This is a genomic window from Mesorhizobium sp. WSM4898, from assembly GCF_029625845.1.
Lineage (GTDB): Bacteria > Pseudomonadota > Alphaproteobacteria > Rhizobiales > Rhizobiaceae > Mesorhizobium.
In genome coordinates this window covers 448,275-465,924 of the sequence record NZ_JARTVQ010000002.1, presented here as the reverse complement: position 1 = coordinate 465,924, position 17,650 = coordinate 448,275, and the positions used below count along the sequence as shown (strand labels likewise).

The window sequence follows — 17,650 nt, the reverse complement described above, 5'->3', positions numbered from 1 at the left end:
ACCGGCTCAGGCGGGAACGAACGGCACCAGCATCGGCACGCGCCTGGCATAGTCGTCATAGGCGGGGCCGAGCTCGCCGCGCAGGAAGCTCTCTTCCAGCCTGGCCTTGACGACGATGCCGACGAGCAGCAGGGCAGCGCCGGCAACACCCCAGACAGTGCCCTTGGCTGCCATGGTGGCGAGGATCGACACCAGCAGGCCGGTGTAGATCGGGTGGCGGACCAGCCGATAGGGACCGCTGTCGACCACGCGGTGATCGGCTTTGGCGGTGACGGTGCCCGACCACAGCCGACCGAGATGCAAGCGCGCCCACCAGGCGAAAGCGATGCCGATCGCGATCAGGGCGACGCAGATCCAGCCCTCGGCAAGCGTCGGCGTCCACAGCCGCAATCGGCCGACATAGCCGTGCGCCGGCGCGAACAGCAGAAAGGTGCCGGCCAGCCAGAAAACCCGGTAACGGGCCTCAGCCTTGAAGTCCGCGCGCTTTTGCGCTGGATCGGCCCACGCGGCGGCCAGCACCCAAGACACCACCCAGGCCAACCAGAGCGCGGCGATCGCATGTTGAACCTGCATGATCTGAACCCTCCCAAGTTCGCGCCGCCATTTACGCCGCCGGCGCGGCGGCAATGCGGCGGAATGTGAAAGCGTGCGGCATCTTCAGGTAAGAAAGTCGTGATCGCCATGAAGCGCTGTGATCGGATCATCAGCGCTTTCGACTGGACCGAGTAGCCGAGCGTCTCTAGACCAACGCTATGCAGGAAACGAACCTAGAGCTTTTTCCGTCGGCGGAGCCGACGGCCGACATCGTCGCCGGCCGCAAGCTGACAGCATTGGCAGCGGCACTCTATGCCGCGCAGTCCGATCATTTCGAGACAAGGCCCGTGGACGAATTGCGCCTTGGCTTCGACGGGATCGAGGGTGACTTCCATGCCGGCGCGACGCGGCGCTCCGGCGGGCGCGAGCCCTGGTACCCGCGCGGCACCGAAATGCGCAACGAGCGGCAATTGTCGCTCGTCGCCGCGGATGAGCTCGCCATCGTCGCCCACCGCATGGGCCTCGAGGAGATCAAGGCGGAATGGATCGGCGCCAACCTGATGATCGAAGGCCTGCCGCATCTTTCGATGCTGCCGGCGGGGTCGCTGTTGTTCTTCAAGGGCGGCGTGACGATCAAGATCGACGGCCAGAACAAGCCCTGCCGGGTCGCCGGGCAATCGATCGCCGAACATGTCAACGCGGCGGATCGCGACGCGACGGCCTTGCTGTTTCCGAAGACGGCGAAGAGGCTGCGCGGTCTGGTCGCCTGGGTCGAAAAACCCGGCATCATCAGGACCGGCGAAGAGATTTCGGTGCGGGTGCCGGAGCAGTGGATCTATCGCGCGTGATCGGGCTTCGGCTTTGGATGTCGCCGGTTCAAGTCTCGCTCGAGTGAACTGTTGGAGTGGCTTTGGTTGTCATCCGTAGCGCACTGCGCTCGACCAGGCCGGATCCTCGTGCTTTTGCCAGTAGAGGCGCATCAGACGCTCAGTGATCGCCCCGACCTTGCCATCGGCAACCGGAGCACCGTCGATCATCGTGACGGGCATGATGCCGCCGGCCGTCGAGGTGATGAAGACTTCGTCGGCTGACTTGAGCGCGGCCACGCTGACATCCGCGGCAACCGTGGGCAGTCCCGCCTCGGCGCACAGGTCAAACACGGTGCGGCGCGTTATGCCGGGCAGCACGCCGACGGCGGGCGTGGTCAATTTGCCTGCCCTGACACAGAACACGTTGAAGCCTGGACCTTCGGCGAGGTTGCCGTTGAAGTCGAGGACCAGCGCGGTGTCGGCGCCGCGGTCATAAGCGTCGTAGAGCCCGCGCACCAGGTCCAGCCAATGGTAGTTCTTGATCGAGGGATCGATCGAGGCAGGTGGGATACGGACTTTGTCGCTGATCGCGACGTGGAGGCCGCTTCGCAATTGTTCGGCATTGGCGACCGAGCCGAAGGGGACGGCGAAAGCCATGAACCGGTTGATCGCCTGACGCGGATCGCGGCTGAAGGTCGGCGAGGCGCCGCGCGTGCACAGCATCTCGACATAGGCACCGCGATGGCCGGACAGCGCGACGCAATTGTGCAGGATTTCGGCAACGCCGTCGCGGCCGAACGGGATGGTCATGCGAAGCTTTTCCAGCCCGCCGAAGAAACGGTCGAGATGCAGATCGAGACGGAAAAAGCGGCCGTCCCAGACATGGACCGTGTCGTAAGTGGCGTCGGAATGCAGAAAGCCCCAGTCCAGCACCGACACCTTTGCCTGCGACATCGGCAGATATTGTCCATCGAGGTAAGCGACGCCGTTGGGATAGGCATGCGGATCGAGATGACGCTCTGACAGAATGGGTAGTGGCGCGGCAGGCGCGGGGGCGGCTTGGCTCATTTCGCTCCATCTTCGTCGTTGTGGAAAGGCAGGTTAGCGTCCAGCTTCGAATGAAGTAAGAGCCAGGCCAACGGCGCTGTCTAGCCTAGCCTGTGCTTTACTCGTCCTCGTCATCCTCTTCCAGCAGCCGCGTCGCGCGCCAGCGGGTCAGCACCTCATTGGTCTCGTCGATGACAAAGAAGCGTGCCGAGTCGCGGTCATAGCCTTCGGCCAGCAGTTTGTCATAGTCGGTATGGGTGTGGCGGACATGCGCGATGGTTGCCAGCCACACCGCGATCGTCGGCGGCAAGCTCTTCATATGCACGGCTCCGGCATCGGCGCGGATTTTTTCCATGTCGGAATAGGGGGCGAGCGGCAAGAGCGCGGTGAGCGCCTTGGCAATCGCGCGGCGGCGGCCGGTCGGCGCGCTCATTTCTCCTCCCGTCCGGCAATGGCCGCCTCAGGGAAGGCATCGGTCGACGCATAGTAGGGCTTGATGTCGACGACCGGCGTGCCGTCGAGCACGTCGATGGCGTCGATCTCGATCCGGCCTTCCTCGATATCGAGCGCGACGAGCTTGGCGATGTGCAGGCCGACAGGGTTCGGCCGGGCAGGGGAGCGCAGCGAGAAAACGCCTTTCGGTTCAGCCGCATGGCGCGGCTTCTGCACAATCAGATTCCGTGGGGCATGATCGAGCCAGGACAGGATGACGATGTGGCTGGCGCGATCGAGGTTCTGCAGCCCCCGGCGGTAGGGCTTGTCGATCAGGATGGCCCCAGTCCGACCGGTCTCGCGGGCGGCGCGCATGTTCTTGGGACAATCCTCGCGGCTCGTCCAAGGCGAGGCGATCCGGCCGATGAAGACGACATGGCCGTCCGGCGGCAGATTGGCCGGGTCGTTTTCCAGGAGCGTCTCGTCCTCGCGTCTCTCGAACATCGTTCAATCAATCCGCGGACGCATGGCCTGCAATGCGCGGACCATGGCTGCGCCATTTTCTTGTCCGAGAGCGACATAACGCTTGCCAGGGTTTTAAATTCGACATAAACATATCTTTATATCTTTCAGCGAGAACCTTTCATGCATGTCACGCTCGACACGATGGTAGATACATTGAAGGCGGCTGCCGAATCCAGCCGCCTGCGCATTCTGGTGCTGCTGTCGCGCGGCGATCTCACGGTCTCCGACCTTACCGAAATCCTTGGCCAGTCGCAGCCGCGCGTCTCACGGCATCTGAAGCTACTGCTCGATGCCGGGCTGATCGGCCGCTACCAGGAAGGGTCCTGGGCCTTTTTCAGGCTGTCGGACACAGACAGCTCGCGCGATTTCGTTCAGCGGCTCGTCTCGGGCGTGCGCGAGGCCGATCCGCAGGTGGTGCGCGACCTGGAGCGGCTGGCCGCTGTCAAGCGCAAGCGGCAGGACCGGGCCGCGGAGTATTTTTCGGAGAACGCCGCCAGCTGGGATCGCATCCGCTCGCTGCATGTGCCGGATCGCGCGGTGGAAGCGGCACTGCTCAAGCTTGTCGGCAAACGGCCGTTCCAGTCGATGCTCGACCTCGGCACCGGCACGGGCAGGCTGCTGGAGATCTTCGCGCCGCTCTACCGGCGCGGCGTCGGCATCGACATGTCGCGCGAGATGCTGACCGTGGCGCGCGCCAATCTCGACAAAGCCGGCGTCGCCAATGCGCAGGTGCGCCAGGGCGACATCTTTTCGCCGCCGGTCGAGCGCAACGCCTTCGATCTCGTCACCATCCACCAGGTGCTGCACTATCTCGACGATCCGGCCCGCGCCATCGGCGAGGCCGCGAGGCTGCTGCGTCCGTCCGGCAGGCTGGTGATCGTCGATTTCGCGCCTCATAATCTGGAGTTCCTGCGCGACCAGCACGCGCATATGCGGCTCGGCTTTTCCGACCGGCAGATCGCCGACTGGTTCGAGGAGGCAGGGCTTGACCTCGAAGAGAGCCAGGAGTTCGAGCCGCGCGGCCAGGCCGAGGCGAGACTCACCGTCAAGCTCTGGTTGGGTCGCGATCGCCGCCTGCTGATCGCCGATCCGTCCAACGACACACTTCCAGCAAGGGAAACAGCCTGATGAACCAGTTCCGCTTTTCCCGCCGCCCCGACATTGGCGACAAGGTCCGGGTTTCGTTCGAGTTCTTCCCGCCGAAAACGGATGAGATGGAAGCAAGGCTCTGGGACACCGTCACAAGGCTCGAGCCGCTCAAGCCGCGCTTCGTCTCGGTGACCTACGGTGCCGGCGGCTCGACCCGGGAGCGCACGGCGCGCACCGTGAAGCGCATTCTGCACGAGACGACGCTGACGCCGGCGGCGCATATGACCTGCGTCGACGCGGCCCGGCATCAGGTCGACGCCGTCATCCAGGAATTCGCCGACTTTGGCGTCACCCGTTTCGTCGCCTTGCGTGGCGATCCGGCAGCAGGCGTGGGGACCGCCTATCGTCCGCATCCCGATGGTTATGCGAACGGCGCCGAACTGGTCGGGGCGCTGAAGAGCGTCGGCGATTTCGACATCTCGGTCTCGGCCTATCCGGAAAAGCATCCGGAAAGCCCGGACTTCGCCACCGACATCGACATGCTGAAGCGCAAGGTCGACAATGGCGCGACGCGGGCGATCACCCAGTTCTTCTTCGATAACGACCTCTACGAGCGCTATGTCGAGCGCGCGCGCCGCGCCGGCATCTACATCCCGATCGTGCCGGGTATCCTGCCGGTGCACAACTTCACCCAGGTCGCCAATTTTTCCTCCCGCTGCGGCGCGCTGGTGCCGGCCTGGCTGGCCGAGCGCTTCGAAGGGCTGGAGAACGATCCGCAAACGCATGCACTGGTGGCCTCAGCGGTCGCGGCAGAGCAGGTCCATGATCTGGTCGAGCGCGGCGTCGGCGATTTCCATTTCTACACGATGAACCGTGCCGATCTGGTCTTCGCCGTCTGCCACATGATCGGCATCCGCTCGCATGAGGCGGAGGCGGCCGGCTCGGCCGCGGCCTGATCAAACTCGCCGAAAAGTGTGCAGCGGTTTTGCGAAACGACATGCATTCAAAACAATGATTGAAACGGAAAAGGCCGGGCGGAACCCGGCCTTTTCGAATCGGTTGGACTCATCCTCGGTGCTGGTCTTCCCGGCTTCGGCGGGTCAGGGAAGAACGCCCATGATAAGGGCGCCGATGAATGCAAACGCAGCACAAATCATCAATGCGTTGATTGGCCTCGTCAGTCCCATGCCATAGCCTCCTCTTAAGAGCTATGGCCGGAATCTAGAGTCATTTGGGTCACAGGCAAGCGGAAAATGTGCTGCATTGCGACGTGATTGTGGAATTTGCGACCTCGAATTTGCCGTTAGCCATTGAAACTCTTCGGCAAAAATCGATCCAAGAGTTTGTGAATATATTATGGCGAAGCCGTGGCATGGCACCGCTACCATCGGCCGAACAGGCGCCCGTCAATGGTGATCAGACCGACTCCGATCAGCGCCATGCCGCCCATTTCGAAGAGCTGCAGCCGCTCGCCCAGAAACAGGAATCCGAGCAGCACGGCACTCACCGGTACGATCAAAGTGACCAGCGAGGCGTTGGTGGCGCCGGCCGAGGCCACGAGGTTGAAATAGAGGATGTAGGCAAAGGCTGTGGAGAGCAGGGCCAGCCCGAGCACCGCGGCCCAGACTGGCGGCGAGACCGAAAACAGTCCGGTCGGGCCGTAGGCAATCAGCACGACGGGGATCATGATGATGGTCGATGCGGTCAGTTGCCCGGTGGCGATGACCGGCGCTGGCACCCCCTTGAACCGGCGCGCGATCATCAGGGCAATCGCGTAGGACACCGAGGCGCCGATCAGCGCGAACTTGGCCCAGGCCGGCTCGCCGAGGCCAGCAGCCAAACCAGGACCGATCATGACAGCTGTTCCTGCAACGCCGAGCGAGATGCCGGCCAGCTTGTTCCAGGACAGTTTTTCGTCAGCGGTGAGCGCATTGGCGAGGAGCAGCGTCCAAAATGGCGTCGTGGCATTGAGCACAGAGGCAATACCGGCGCCGAGCTCGGTCTGGCCGGCGAAGATCAGCGAAAACGGAATGACATTGTTGGCCAACGCCAGCAGGAAGAACAGGCCGGCGTGGGGAAAGGCGAGACGGAAGGACGGGCCGCGGATCGCCAGATAGAGCTGAAGCGCGGCCGCCGCGATGGCGACGCGAAACAGCACCAGCGCCAAAGGATGGATCTCCGCCACGGCAATGCGGGCAAAGAAGAAGGAGCCGCCCCAGATCGCGCCGAGCAGCAGGAGCTGCGCCCAATCTCTGAGCGTCATCGGTCCGCGTGTCGGCGCGGCGCCAGCCGCCATCGTCATGTCGTCACCCCTCCCATGCCGATCGCTCCCTCAATCCGCCGAACCAGCTCCAACCGATATACGGTTCGGTGGCAAGGGCCACCCGAAACCTGCCCAATGGTTTAGCGTGGCGCAAAAGGGTGCGGCCGCTCGCAGGCGAAGGCGAGACACAGAACTGTTTTCTTTGGCGGCTAGCTAGGATTAATTGTGCGCGCCGAGATCAAGGATTCGTCCATGCAGCGATTCGAAAATGCCCGCGAGGCGGCACTGGCGCTTCGTCCGGACGATCCGGTCTATTGCTTCCGCCCGCAGGTGCTTAAGGCCGATGCTTTGCAGTTCATGGGCATGTTCCCGGGCAAGACCGCCTATGCGGTCAAGACCAATGGCGAGCAGATCGTGCTGAAGACGCTGGTCGAGGCCGGCGTGAGCGCCTTCGACGTCGCCTCGCCCGGCGAGTTCGCCGCTGTGCGGGGGGTCTCGCCCGAGGCCGAAATGCTCTACATGCATCCGATCAAGGCGCAGTCGGACATCAAGCTGGCGCTGGAGAAATACGGCATCCGCGTGATTTCGCTCGATCATGAGGACGAGATCACCAAGCTGACGCGCGTGGTGCGTGCGCTAGACATCGATCCCGGCGCTCTCACCGTCTTCGTGCGCATCCAGACCAAAGGCCACGCGGCCTATGAGCTGTCGAAGAAATTCGGCGCCGGTCCCGCCAATGCGGTGGAGCTTGCCGAGCGGCTCAACCGTACCGGCTACAAGGTCGGGCTGTGCTTCCATGTCGGCAGCCAGATCGAGGACCCCGACACCTACGAGCGCGCGTTGGCCTCTGCCGACTGGGTGCGCAACCGGCTGACCTTCGACATTGCCGGGCTCGACGTGGGCGGCGGCTTTCCGGCCGAGTACGGCCACGATCCCAACCGCAAGCACATCGAGATGCCGTCGCTCGGCCAGCTCATGTCGCGGCTGGCCGGCGACCTCAAGGAATACCGGTTCGACGAGATGCCGCTGGTCGCCGAACCCGGCCGCGTGATCGTGGCGCGCTGCCTGTCGCTGATCGTGCGCGTGCTCTTGCGCAAGGGCAAAAGGCTCTACATCAATGACGGCATCTGGGCGTCGCTCTCGGATTCATGGACCGGCAAGATCACGCTGCCGGCGCGCTTCATTCCCGATCCGGCGATCCGCACGCGCAATGGCAGCGACAAGACGGTCGTGCCGTTCAAGGTCTGCGGCGCAACGTGCGATTCCGTCGACATATTGTCGAGGCCGTTCTGGCTGCCGGAAACGGTCGACACGGGCGACTGGATCGAGATCGGCCACATCGGCGCCTACTCGCTGTCGCTGAGGACGCGATTCAACGGGTTCTATCCCGACACGTTCGTGGAGGTGACGACGCCGTTCGACGAGGGCGACGCGCCGCAAGGTTTCGCGAGCTTGGAGACGATGGCGGATTGAGCTCCCCCTTCTCCCCTTGTGGGAGAAGGACAGGGCGCTACAATTTCGCCAGCAATTCCGGCGTCGGCCAACCGTCCACGGCCATGCCTAGGCGCATCTGCTCCTTGCGGATCGCTTCGCGGGTATTCGTGCCGAGGATACCGTCGACCGTGCCGACATCGTAGCCCTTGGCCTCAAGCTTGGTCTGCAGGGCCTTCATCTGGTCACCGTTGAGGCCGGGCTCGGGCGTGCGCGGATCGAATTGCGGCGCCCCGGCCAGACGGGTCGCCAGCACCGCAGCGGTGAGCGCGTAAGTGAAGGACTGGTTCCATTCCAGATAAACGTCGAAATTGTCGTAGGTCAGGAAGGCTGGACCCTTGCGACCCATGGGCAAGGCGAGCCCGGCCTTCAGGCCGTTGTCGACGAGCGGCGTGCCGTCCGGATTGGTCACGCCCCATTGGGCCCATTGCGACAGCGGCAGCTTGTTGGTGCGGCCGGTCTGGTCCCAAGGCATGTCGTCGGGAACACGCACCTCCTCGACCCAGGGCTGGTCGCGCTTCCAGCCGCGCGACAGGATTTTGTCAGCCGTGGTCATGATCACGTCCGCCACGCTGTTCCGGAGATCGACCTTGCCGTCGCCGTCGCCGTCGACGCCGCGGGCGAGATAGTCGGTCGGTAGAATCTGCGTCTGGCCGATCTCGCCGGCCCAGGCGCCCTTGACGTCGGCCGGCAGCACGCCGCGGTCGATCAAGGTCAGCAACGGCACCAATTGCGGCCGGAACAACTGAGGGCGGCGGCAGTCATGCGCGAGGGTGACCAGCGCGTCCAGCGTGTGGAAATCGCCCTGCACGGCGCCGAAATCCGTCTCCAGTCCCCAGAACGCTGTGATGACGGCCGGCTGCACACCGAATTCCTTGTCGGCGCGCGCGAAGACGTCGGCATATTTCTTGAGGTTGGCCGCGCCCTGCTTCAGGCGATAGGCCGAGATCATGCGGTTCGAGAATTGGGTGAAGGTCTGGGCGAACACCCCTTGAGCGCGGTCGCGCGCCAGCACCTTTTCATCGATCGCGGCATTTTCCAGCGCCTTCAGGCCAACGGCGCCGACGCCGGCTGCCTTGGCTTCCGCGGCCACGCCCTGTTTCCACGCTTCGAAATCGCCGCCGCATTCCTGCGCCGCCGCAGGCCAAGCGAAAGCGCCGACCAGCAGCGCCGCCAGGATTTCAACGCGCAATCGCATCGCTTCCCTTACGAGACCGGGGCATGATCACGGCCGGGTGCGGACGCATCATGCGTAGATTTCAAAATTCAGGAGCGCCGTGCGGCACCCCGGTGGGGTGCGCCGCTCCGCATCGCCAGCGGTTGCAACTATCACCGCCCGCCATGTCGAAAGCAGGCAAGGGGGCCGATGTCAACGGGTGTTCTGCCGCAGCCACTTGTTCCAGGCGGCTTCCGAGCCGTTGAAAACATTGATGTCGGACTTGCCGGTCATGCCGGGCACGATGCCGGTTCCGGTGTACTGCCAAAAGGTGAAAGGATGGCTGCCATACTTTTGGCGCGGATGGCCGGCGACCGAGCGCAGCCAGTAAGGATAGCCGCGGAACGTCGCTAGGTTATTGTCATCGAAGAAGTCGAGCGACGTATAGATGATCGGCTTCTTGCCATAATGGCGCTCGACGATCTCGAGAAAGGTGGTCATCTCGCTGCGCACCGTCGCGGGATCGGGGCGCAGTCGGCAGGTCGGGGACTTCGGGTTCCATTCCATGTCGAGCACCGGCGGCATCGCCGACGGATCTTTCGGAACATTGGCGATGAACCAGCGCGCCTGGGTGGCGGCCGGGGTGCAGAAATAGAAGAAATGATAGGCCGCGCGCGGGAGTCCGACGGCCTTGGTGCGTGCCCAATGCTCGTTGAAATAATCGTCGAAGCGATCGCCGCCCTCGGTCGCCTTGATGAAGGCGAAGGAGATGCCGCTGGCCTTGGCCGTCGGCCAGTCGACAGAGGTCTGGTATTTTGAGACGTCGGTGCCGTGGATCGCATAATTCCACGGCGCGCCGCTGTCCCATTCATGCGGTTTGGAATCTTCGAAACGGGGCGCGCGCAGGGCGACCGTCTGCGATGACGGCGCCAGCGGCGATAGATCGTCCACGGTCGAGCAGGCGCTCAACAGCGTCAGCATCAGGATGGCCGCAAGACGGCGCATGATATCCCCCGAGCCGGGATCAGCCGGCCGCTGATGGGTCCTTCACTGATGGTGGTCGCTTCCGCAGGCCCCCTCCGGACGGTCGCCCCACAGGACCGCCCAGTCTCTCCGTTCATCGCCGAACATGGTTGATAATCCATTGACGGCGCTCGACATCGACCATGATTTTGGAGAAGCAATGGCGGCAAATCAATGACATAAAGCGAACCGGAAAACCCAAGGGCGGAAAGATGCGGGCTGTCGTGAAGTTCATCAAATGGCTGTTCGGCCTCATTGTGCTGGCGCTGATCGCGCTCTTCGCCTGGCTCTACTTTGCGCCGCCCGAACTGATCCGTGTCGGCTCGGGCTATACGGCCAAGATCGTCTGCTCCAACGTGTTCATCGCCGGCCGCGACCCGAATGAAGTGCTGGCCGTCGACGTGCAGGCGCCGGGCCATCCGCTGCTCAAGCTGATGAAGGTATCCGTCGACAAGGAAAGGGGCCTTGTTTCGGCGGGCCTGCTTTGGACGCTGGGCAAGAGCGTCGCCGTAGAGCGCCACGGGGTCGGCTGCGCGTCGGTTCCGGATGGCGACACCGGCAGGGCGCGGCAGACCTCCGTCCATATCGAGCCTTTGGCGGTGGCCTCGCAGGATGCGCTCTGGCCGGAGGGCGAAAGGGTGGACGCCCTGCAAAACCCCGCCGTCACGAAGATCGTCGACGATGCCGCGATGGTCGGGACAGGCATGCGCGCGGTCGTGGCGGTGAAGAACGGCCGCATCGTCGCGGAACGCTATGGCGAGGGTTTTTCGGCCAAGACGCCGCTGCTCGGCTGGTCGATGACCAAGACGGTGAATGCCGCGATTGTCGGCACGCTGGTCAAGGACGGCAAGATGGCGCTCGACAAGAAGGGCCTGTTCTCGCCGTGGAAGGCCGACGGTCGGGCGGCGATCAGCCTTGCCGACATGATGGCGATGTCGAGCGGGCTGGAGTTCAACGAGGATTATGGCGACGTCGCCGACGTGACGCGCATGCTCTATCTCGAGCCGGACATGGCGGGCTTTGCCGAGGCCAAGCCGCTCGGCGGCGAGGTGGGCAAGGCATTTTCCTATTCGAGCGGCACGGCCGTCATGCTGTCGCGGCTGTGGCAGGAGGCAATCGGCGACAAGGCGAAGGCGCTGACCTGGCCGCGCACGGCGCTGTTCGAGCCGCTCGGCATGCACAGCGCGGTGCTCGAAACCGACGAGCGAGGCACTTTCGTCGGCTCGTCCTATCTCTACGCCACGGCGCACGACTGGGCCCGCTTCGGCCAGTTCCTGCTGCAGGGCGGTGTCTGGAACGGCGCGCAGATCCTGCCCGCCGGATTCGTCGACTGGATGCGGCAGCCGGCGCCGGCCTCGAAGGTCTACGGCAACGGCCAGGTGTGGATCGAGGGTCCGGGCGATGAGGAGAATCCGGGCGCGGGCGCTGCCGCCGGCCTGCCCAAGGACACCTACTGGATGGAAGGCCATGACGGCCAGACGGTGGCCATCATTCCGTCGGAGCAATTGGTGGTGGTGCGGCTCGGGCTGACACCTGCCAAGCTCGGCTATCGGCCGCAGGCGATGGTGGCCGCGCTGGTGAAAGCTTTACACCAGTAAGGCTCTCTACATCCGAGCTCCGATGACGCCGAGCCAGGCATAGCCGCGATAAAGCGTTCTGAAACGGAAGGTTGCGCCGGTCCGTTTCGACTCCGAGTCAAGGACGTCGCGCAGCGAGGCGCGCGGCGTGACATGGAATTTCCGCAGCCAGCCGCGCAGCAAGGCCCGGAACCAGTTTGGCAGACCTTCCTGCTGGCCGAAATCGACGACATGCAGCGAGCCGCCGGGTGCGAGCGCGGCAAGCGCGGCCGACACGGTCTTCTCCCAGCCGGGGATCATCGACAACGAATAGGATATGAAGACACGGTCGAAGCGCTCGATGCCGAAGAGCGCCGCCGGATCGAAATCCGTGGCGTCGCCGCGCGCCAGTTCGACCCTGTCGGAGAGACCTTCGCGAGCGATAGCCGCGTTTGCCGTCTCCAGCATCTCGGCCGAGATATCCAAACCGAAGAAGCGGGCGTCTGGATAGCTCCGGGCGGCAAGAACGATGTTGCGGCCGGTACCGCAGCCGAGCTCGAGCACGGTGCCGCCTTGCGGCACGTCGAGCCCCGCTATCAGCCGGTCGCGGCCGAGCAGGTAGTATTTGCGGGTAATGTCGTAGATATGGCGCTGCCAGCGATAGACGCCATCCATCAGATCGGCATGGCGGACCGGCAGCTCCGTCGTGCTCATGCGGCGCGCTTCACATAGAGATGGAAGCCGCCATAGATCGCCGAGCGATCCCTGGCCGAGAATTCGCGCGAGGCCTCGGCTTCGTAGCGCCACTGGTCGAGCAGGGAACTGGAGACGCGGCCCGGCAGCAGGCTGGGCTCGGCCGCGGTGCGGAAGATCACGCGCGCGCCAACCGGGGCCGTGCGGGTGATCTCGGTCCACAGATCGTTGAGCAGGTCGTCGGTCATCCAGTCCTGGGCATCGAGCAGGACGAAGCGATCGACCGAGCCCGCATCCTTGCCGGCGAGGAATTTGATCAAGTTGGCATGATGGATGGCGACGCGTTCGGTGTTGGCGCGGATCGTCCTGTAGTTGCGCTGTTCCAAATAGGCGGGCAGGGCTGCCTCGCCGGGCTGCGGATAGCGGCGGGCGAAGGCCTGCCAGGCGAAATAGTTGTTCTTCAGCGGGAAATCGCAGGCGAGCTTCTCCAGCCGCGCCTTCAAGACGCTCGCCATCGAACCGTCGCCGGACGTGATCAGCGAGTCGTACTGTGCCGGCGGGATACCCAGACCGAAAAGCGAGGCCTTGCGCGATGTCGCCCAGCGTAGCAGCTTTTTGTCGAAGACCGGCGCCAGCTCCTCGTTAAAGAAACGGCGCTGCTCGCCGATGTTCTCGGCCTTCATGATGCCGGCCGGATCGACACCGAACAGTTTTGCCACACGATGGCCCATGGCGATGAAGAGGCCAAGCAGGCCGGTCTGGTAGAAGTTGCGGTCGAAAACCGCGATGCGGCGGCGGCCGCGCCAGTTCCTGCGCTCCCAGTAGTGACGGCTGACCGGGTCGAGATGCGGCGCGATGAAGCGGTCGTAAGCTTCCGAGTTGTGGCTGGTATCGGCTGCGCCGAAGAAGCGGAACAGATCGCCCTGCGAGGGCAGATGGCGCACCGCCTCCAGCTTCATGCGGTTCAGCGCGATGTGCGCGGCGTTGAGGTCGACGGCGTCGATCCGGGCCGGCGAGCGGGTGAGGTAAGCCAGAATGTTGCAGCCGCCCGACGCGATTGTGACGACGCGATGGCCGGCGCCAAGCTGCATGGCGTCCATGTCGACATCCGGGTCTTCCCAGATCTGGGGATAGACGAGGCCGGAAAACAGGAAGGCGAAAAGCCGCTCGGAAATGCCGTCCTTCGACAGGGCGCGGTTCTGGTAGACGGCCTTTCCAACTTCCTTGCCGCGTCGAAAAACGAGTTCTCCCGATACATCCGACATGGCAAGCTGATTCCCCGTTTGCATTGGCGCAAGCGGGTAGCGCAGCGTTGTGACAGGCGGGTGACAGGCTGCTGACGCTGAGTCTTAGGCCTTGCCGAATCCGCCGGGCGTCGGTGTGACGACGATGACGGCCTCGCCGGCGTCGAGCGTGGTCTGGTCGCAGGCCTTCAGCACCTCGATCGAGCCGTCGTTGCGTCTGACCTTGGTCGAGCCGGCCTCGCCGTCGCCGCCGCCGTTCAGACCCTGCGGCGGGCGGTTGCGGTGTGAGGAGAGGATGGCGCATTCCATTTTTTCGAGGAAGCGGATCGTGCGTTTGGTGCCGTTGCCGGCGTTCCATTTGCCCTTGCCGCCGGAACCGTCGCGGATGTGGAAGTCTTCCAGCACGACCGGGAAGCGCAGTTCCAGCACTTCGGGATCGGTAAGTCGCGAATTGGTCATATGCGTGTGGACGCCGGAGGTGCCGGCAAAGCCGCGGCCCGAATTCATTTGGCCGGCCGGCGAGCCGGAGCAGATCGTCTCATAATATTGGTATTGCCGGTTGCCGAAGGTGAGATTGTTCATTGTGCCTTGCGCGTTGGCCATCGCGCCCATGGCGCCGAACAGCGCGTTGGTGACATGCTGCGAGGTCTCGACATTGCCGGCGACGACGGCGGCAGGGTAGGAGGGTTTGAGCATGCAACCGTCGGGGATGACGATGTTGATCGGCCTGAGACATCCGGCGTTCATCGGGATCATGTCCTCGACCATGACGCGGAAGACATAGAGCACAGCGGCTCGCGCCACCGGCTCCGGCGCATTGAAATTGTTCTTCATGACCTTCGAGGTGCCGGTGAAATCGACCGTCGCGTCGCGCCTTTGCCGATCGACGGTGATCTTCACTTTGATCACCTGGCCGGTGTCGGTGGCATACTCGTAGTCGGAACTGTCGGGCAGCCTTTCCAGCACGCGGCGCACGCTCTCGGCGGCATTGTCCTGAACATGGCCCATATAGGCCTCGACGACAGCGAGGCCAAAATGCGCGACCATCTTGCGCAACTCCGCCACGCCCTTTTCGTTGGCGGCGATCTGCGCCTTGAGGTCGGCGATGTTCTGGGCGGGATTGCGGGCAGGATAGGGATGGTCGGTGAGGAGCGCCTCGAGCTCCTCCTCGCGGAAGCGGCCGCGATCGACGATGCGGAAATTGTCGAACAGCACGCCTTCCTCGTCGACGGTTGTGGCCAAAGGCGTCATCGAGCCCGGCGCGGTGCCGCCGACATCGGCATGGTGGCCGCGCGAGGCCGCCCAGAACAGGATTTCCGTGCGCGCGTCGTCGAACACCGGCGTCACCACGGTGATGTCGGGCAGATGCGTGCCGCCATTGTAGGGCGCGTTGAGAGCAAAAACGTCGCCGGGATGGATATCACCCGAATTCAGGCGGATGACGGTTTCGACCGAGCGGTCCATGGACCCAAGATGCACCGGCATGTGCGGCGCGTTGGCGACCAGCGCGCCATGGCGGTCGAACACGGCGCAGGAAAAATCGAGCCGCTCCTTGATGTTGACGGAATAGGCGGTGTTCTGCAGCGTGACGCCCATCTGCTCGGCGATCGACATGAAAAGGTTGTTGAAGACCTCGAGCATCACCGGATCGGCTTTGGTGCCGAGCGCCGCCTGTCGGGCCTTTTTCTCTATACGCCGCAGCAGCACATGGTTCCTGGCCGTGATCTCGGCCTGCCAGCCCGGCTCGACGACGATGGTCTGGTTCGGCTCGATCACGAGCGCGGGGCCGGCCACCTTGTGACCAGGCTTCAAATCCTCGCGACGGAAGATGCCGGCATCGCGCCAGGCGCCGTCGGCGAAGAATTGCCGGGACTGCCAGGGGCTTCCCACCTGGTCTTCGAGCCCTGATTCACTTTCGTCGCGGCTGGCGGTCCCGACATCGCTGCCTTCGACGCCGACTGCCTCGACGATCATCGGCTTGTCTTCGTAGACGAAGCCGAATTGCGCTTGATGGGCGGCCTCGAAATCGCTCCTGGCGCGAAAAATCGAGCCGTGCTCGAAGTTGACCGGCAAAGTTGTGTCGGTGCCGTCATAACGGATCTGCAGGACCGGCTTTGAGGCGATGGCGTCTTGCGCAATGCCTTGCACTGCAAGCTCGGCGATGACGCCCTGGTGCAAGGTCGCAATCAGGTCCTCGATCGAGGAGCGGGACTCTTCGGCGAGCGGCTTCAGCAACGCCTGCTGGCGCGAGGCGAAAACCGTCGACAGCCCGATGCCGTAAGCCGAAAGCAAGCCGGAGAAGGGGTGGATAAGCACCGCTTCCATGCCGAGCGCATCGGCGACGAGGCAGGCATGCTGGCCGCCGGCGCCACCGAAACAGTTCAGGAGATATTCAGTGACATCGTAACCGCGCTGCACCGAAATCTTCTTGATGGCGTTGGCCATGTTCTCGACGGCGATGGTGACGAAACCCTCGGCCACCGCTTCGGGCGAGCGTCCATCGCCGATCTCGGCGGCTAAAGCCGCGAATTTTTCGCGCACGGCGGCGACGTCGAGCGGCTGGTCTTGACCGGGGCCGAAGATCGCCGGGAAGACATCGGGCTGCAGCTTGCCGAGCATGACATTGGCGTCGGTGACGGCGAGCGGGCCGCCGCGTCGGTAAGCGGCCGGGCCGGGATTGGCGCCGGCGGAGTCCGGGCCGACGCGGAAGCGACCGGCCTCGTAGTGCAGGATCGAGCCACCGCCGGCCGCGACGGTATGAATACGCATCATCGGCGCGCGGATGCGAACGCCGGCGACTTCAGTGTCGAAGGCGCGCTCGTATTCGCCGTCATAATGGGCGACGTCGGTCGAGGTGCCGCCCATGTCGAAGCCGACGACCTTGTCGAAGCCGGCGAGCTTCGCCGTCTCGACCATGCCGACGACGCCGCCGGCTGGGCCGGAAAGCAGCGCATCCTTGCCTTGGAACATGTCGGCGGCGGTCAACCCGCCCGATGACATCATGAACATCAGCCGCGGGCCGGCGCCCAATTCTCCCGCCACCCTTTCGACGTAGCGTGACAGGATCGGCGACAGATAGGCGTCGACCACCGTGGTGTCGCCACGACCGACCAGCTTGATGAGCGGCGAGACCTCGTGGCTGACCGATATCTGGCTGAAGCCGATCTTGCGGCAGACTTTCGCGACTGCCTTTTCATGGTCGGGATATTTCCAGGCGTGCATCAAGACGATGGCGACCGCGTCGATGCCGTCGGCCTTGGCCTGCTCGATGGCCGGGCGGCAGGCGGCGATGTCGAGCAGGCGCTCGACGGACCCGTCCACGCGCACGCGCTCGTCGATCTCTACCACCCGCTCATAGAGCTGTTCGGGCAGGATGATCTCCTTGGCGAAAATATCCGGCCGCGCCTGATAGGCGATGCGCAGCGCGTCGCGAAAACCCCTGGTGATGAGCAACAGCACGCGGTCGCCCTTGCGCTCCAGCAGCGCGTTGGTAGCGACAGTGGTGCCCATTTTTATGTCGCCGATGCGCTCCGCGGGGATGGCGGCGCCGGTTTTCAGTCCAAGCAGTTCGCGGATGCTCTGGATAGCGGCATCGGCATAGGCCTCAGGGTTCTCCGACAAAAGCTTCCGGGGATGCAGTCGGCCTTGCGGATCGCGGCCGATGATGTCGGTGAAGGTCCCGCCCCGGTCGATCCAGAAATCCCATTTGTTGGCTGCGGCGTCCTGCATGCTGCTTATCCGTTATCTGCGACAACCCGTTCTGTTAGTTCGCCGTTTTGGCCCCGGCA

Annotated in this window: 15 protein-coding genes; 5 read left to right on the top strand and 10 right to left on the bottom strand. The window is 63.9% G+C overall.

The genetic code is table 11. The features are described from left to right. Positions 1-6: 6 nt before the first annotated feature. A complete protein-coding gene (locus P9228_RS09690) occupies positions 7-573 on the bottom strand; it encodes an isoprenylcysteine carboxylmethyltransferase family protein (protein ID WP_278053188.1) in 567 nt (188 codons plus the stop codon). Between the two features lie 179 nt (positions 574-752). Here P9228_RS09690 and P9228_RS09685 point away from each other — a divergent pair, with 179 nt between their 5' ends. Continuing rightward, positions 753-1,382, top strand: coding sequence for an MOSC domain-containing protein (locus P9228_RS09685; RefSeq protein ID WP_095802403.1), 630 nt, complete (start codon positions 753-755; stop codon positions 1,380-1,382). 69 nt (positions 1,383-1,451) lie between these two features. Here the strand turns inward: P9228_RS09685 and P9228_RS09680 are convergent, their stop codons facing one another. The 3 genes from P9228_RS09680 to tsaA all read right to left on the bottom strand — a co-directional run bounded on the left by P9228_RS09680 (position 1,452) and on the right by tsaA (position 3,326). Then, entirely contained in the window at positions 1,452-2,411 is a 960-nt protein-coding gene (locus tag P9228_RS09680; protein ID WP_095824936.1) for a D-amino acid aminotransferase, read from the bottom strand. A 97-nt stretch (positions 2,412-2,508) separates the two neighbouring features. Continuing rightward, a complete protein-coding gene (locus P9228_RS09675) occupies positions 2,509-2,823 on the bottom strand; it encodes a DUF2293 domain-containing protein (protein ID WP_066990672.1) in 315 nt (104 codons plus the stop codon). Next, the gene (gene tsaA / locus P9228_RS09670) at positions 2,820-3,326 is read right to left on the bottom strand and encodes a tRNA (N6-threonylcarbamoyladenosine(37)-N6)-methyltransferase TrmO (RefSeq protein WP_067328995.1); all 507 of its coding nucleotides are present in this window, start codon (positions 3,324-3,326) and stop codon (positions 2,820-2,822) included. Before tsaA ends, P9228_RS09675 begins: the two co-directional genes overlap by 4 nt. 141 nt (positions 3,327-3,467) lie before the next feature. Here tsaA and P9228_RS09665 point away from each other — a divergent pair, with 141 nt between their 5' ends. Beyond that, positions 3,468-4,475 (top strand): metalloregulator ArsR/SmtB family transcription factor, encoded by a 1,008-nt coding sequence (locus P9228_RS09665; RefSeq protein WP_067328997.1) that lies wholly within the window; start codon positions 3,468-3,470, stop codon positions 4,473-4,475. After that, positions 4,475-5,392, top strand: coding sequence for a methylenetetrahydrofolate reductase [NAD(P)H] (gene metF, locus P9228_RS09660; protein WP_127245810.1), 918 nt, complete (start codon positions 4,475-4,477; stop codon positions 5,390-5,392). Before P9228_RS09665 ends, metF begins: the two co-directional genes overlap by 1 nt. A gap of 425 nt (positions 5,393-5,817) precedes the next feature. Here the strand turns inward: metF and P9228_RS09655 are convergent, their stop codons facing one another. After that, entirely contained in the window at positions 5,818-6,738 is a 921-nt protein-coding gene (locus tag P9228_RS09655; RefSeq protein ID WP_095802406.1) for a DMT family transporter, read from the bottom strand. Positions 6,739-6,951: 213 nt separating this feature from the next. Here P9228_RS09655 and P9228_RS09650 point away from each other — a divergent pair, with 213 nt between their 5' ends. After that, on the top strand, positions 6,952-8,172 hold the full coding sequence (locus P9228_RS09650) for an alanine racemase (protein WP_067329154.1): 1,221 nt from the start codon (positions 6,952-6,954) through the stop codon (positions 8,170-8,172). Positions 8,173-8,209: 37 nt separating this feature from the next. On the opposite strand, the gene P9228_RS09645 is transcribed toward P9228_RS09650, so the two are convergent. Together P9228_RS09645 and P9228_RS09640 are read right to left on the bottom strand one after the other, a co-directional pair. Further along, entirely contained in the window at positions 8,210-9,388 is a 1,179-nt protein-coding gene (locus P9228_RS09645; protein ID WP_067329003.1) for a lytic murein transglycosylase, read from the bottom strand. 171 nt (positions 9,389-9,559) lie between these two features. After that, the gene (locus tag P9228_RS09640; protein ID WP_067329008.1) at positions 9,560-10,351 is read right to left on the bottom strand and encodes a GH25 family lysozyme; all 792 of its coding nucleotides are present in this window, start codon (positions 10,349-10,351) and stop codon (positions 9,560-9,562) included. A gap of 230 nt (positions 10,352-10,581) precedes the next feature. Here P9228_RS09640 and P9228_RS09635 point away from each other — a divergent pair, with 230 nt between their 5' ends. After that, positions 10,582-11,967: a serine hydrolase gene (locus P9228_RS09635; protein ID WP_278053181.1), complete on the top strand. Its 1,386-nt coding sequence runs from the start codon at positions 10,582-10,584 to the stop codon at positions 11,965-11,967. Between the two features lie 6 nt (positions 11,968-11,973). Here the strand turns inward: P9228_RS09635 and P9228_RS09630 are convergent, their stop codons facing one another. The 3 genes from P9228_RS09630 to P9228_RS09620 all read right to left on the bottom strand — a co-directional run bounded on the left by P9228_RS09630 (position 11,974) and on the right by P9228_RS09620 (position 17,591). Further along, positions 11,974-12,639, bottom strand: a complete 666-nt coding sequence (locus P9228_RS09630) for a class I SAM-dependent methyltransferase (RefSeq protein ID WP_067329011.1) — start codon at positions 12,637-12,639, stop codon at positions 11,974-11,976. Next, positions 12,636-13,883, bottom strand: coding sequence for a DUF3419 family protein (locus P9228_RS09625; protein WP_278053180.1), 1,248 nt, complete (start codon positions 13,881-13,883; stop codon positions 12,636-12,638). The genes P9228_RS09630 and P9228_RS09625 overlap by 4 nt, the downstream gene beginning before the upstream one ends. Before the next feature lie 84 nt (positions 13,884-13,967). After that, complete coding sequence (locus P9228_RS09620) at positions 13,968-17,591, bottom strand: hydantoinase B/oxoprolinase family protein (protein WP_278053179.1); 3,624 nt, start codon at positions 17,589-17,591, stop codon at positions 13,968-13,970. Positions 17,592-17,650: the final 59 nt, after the last annotated feature.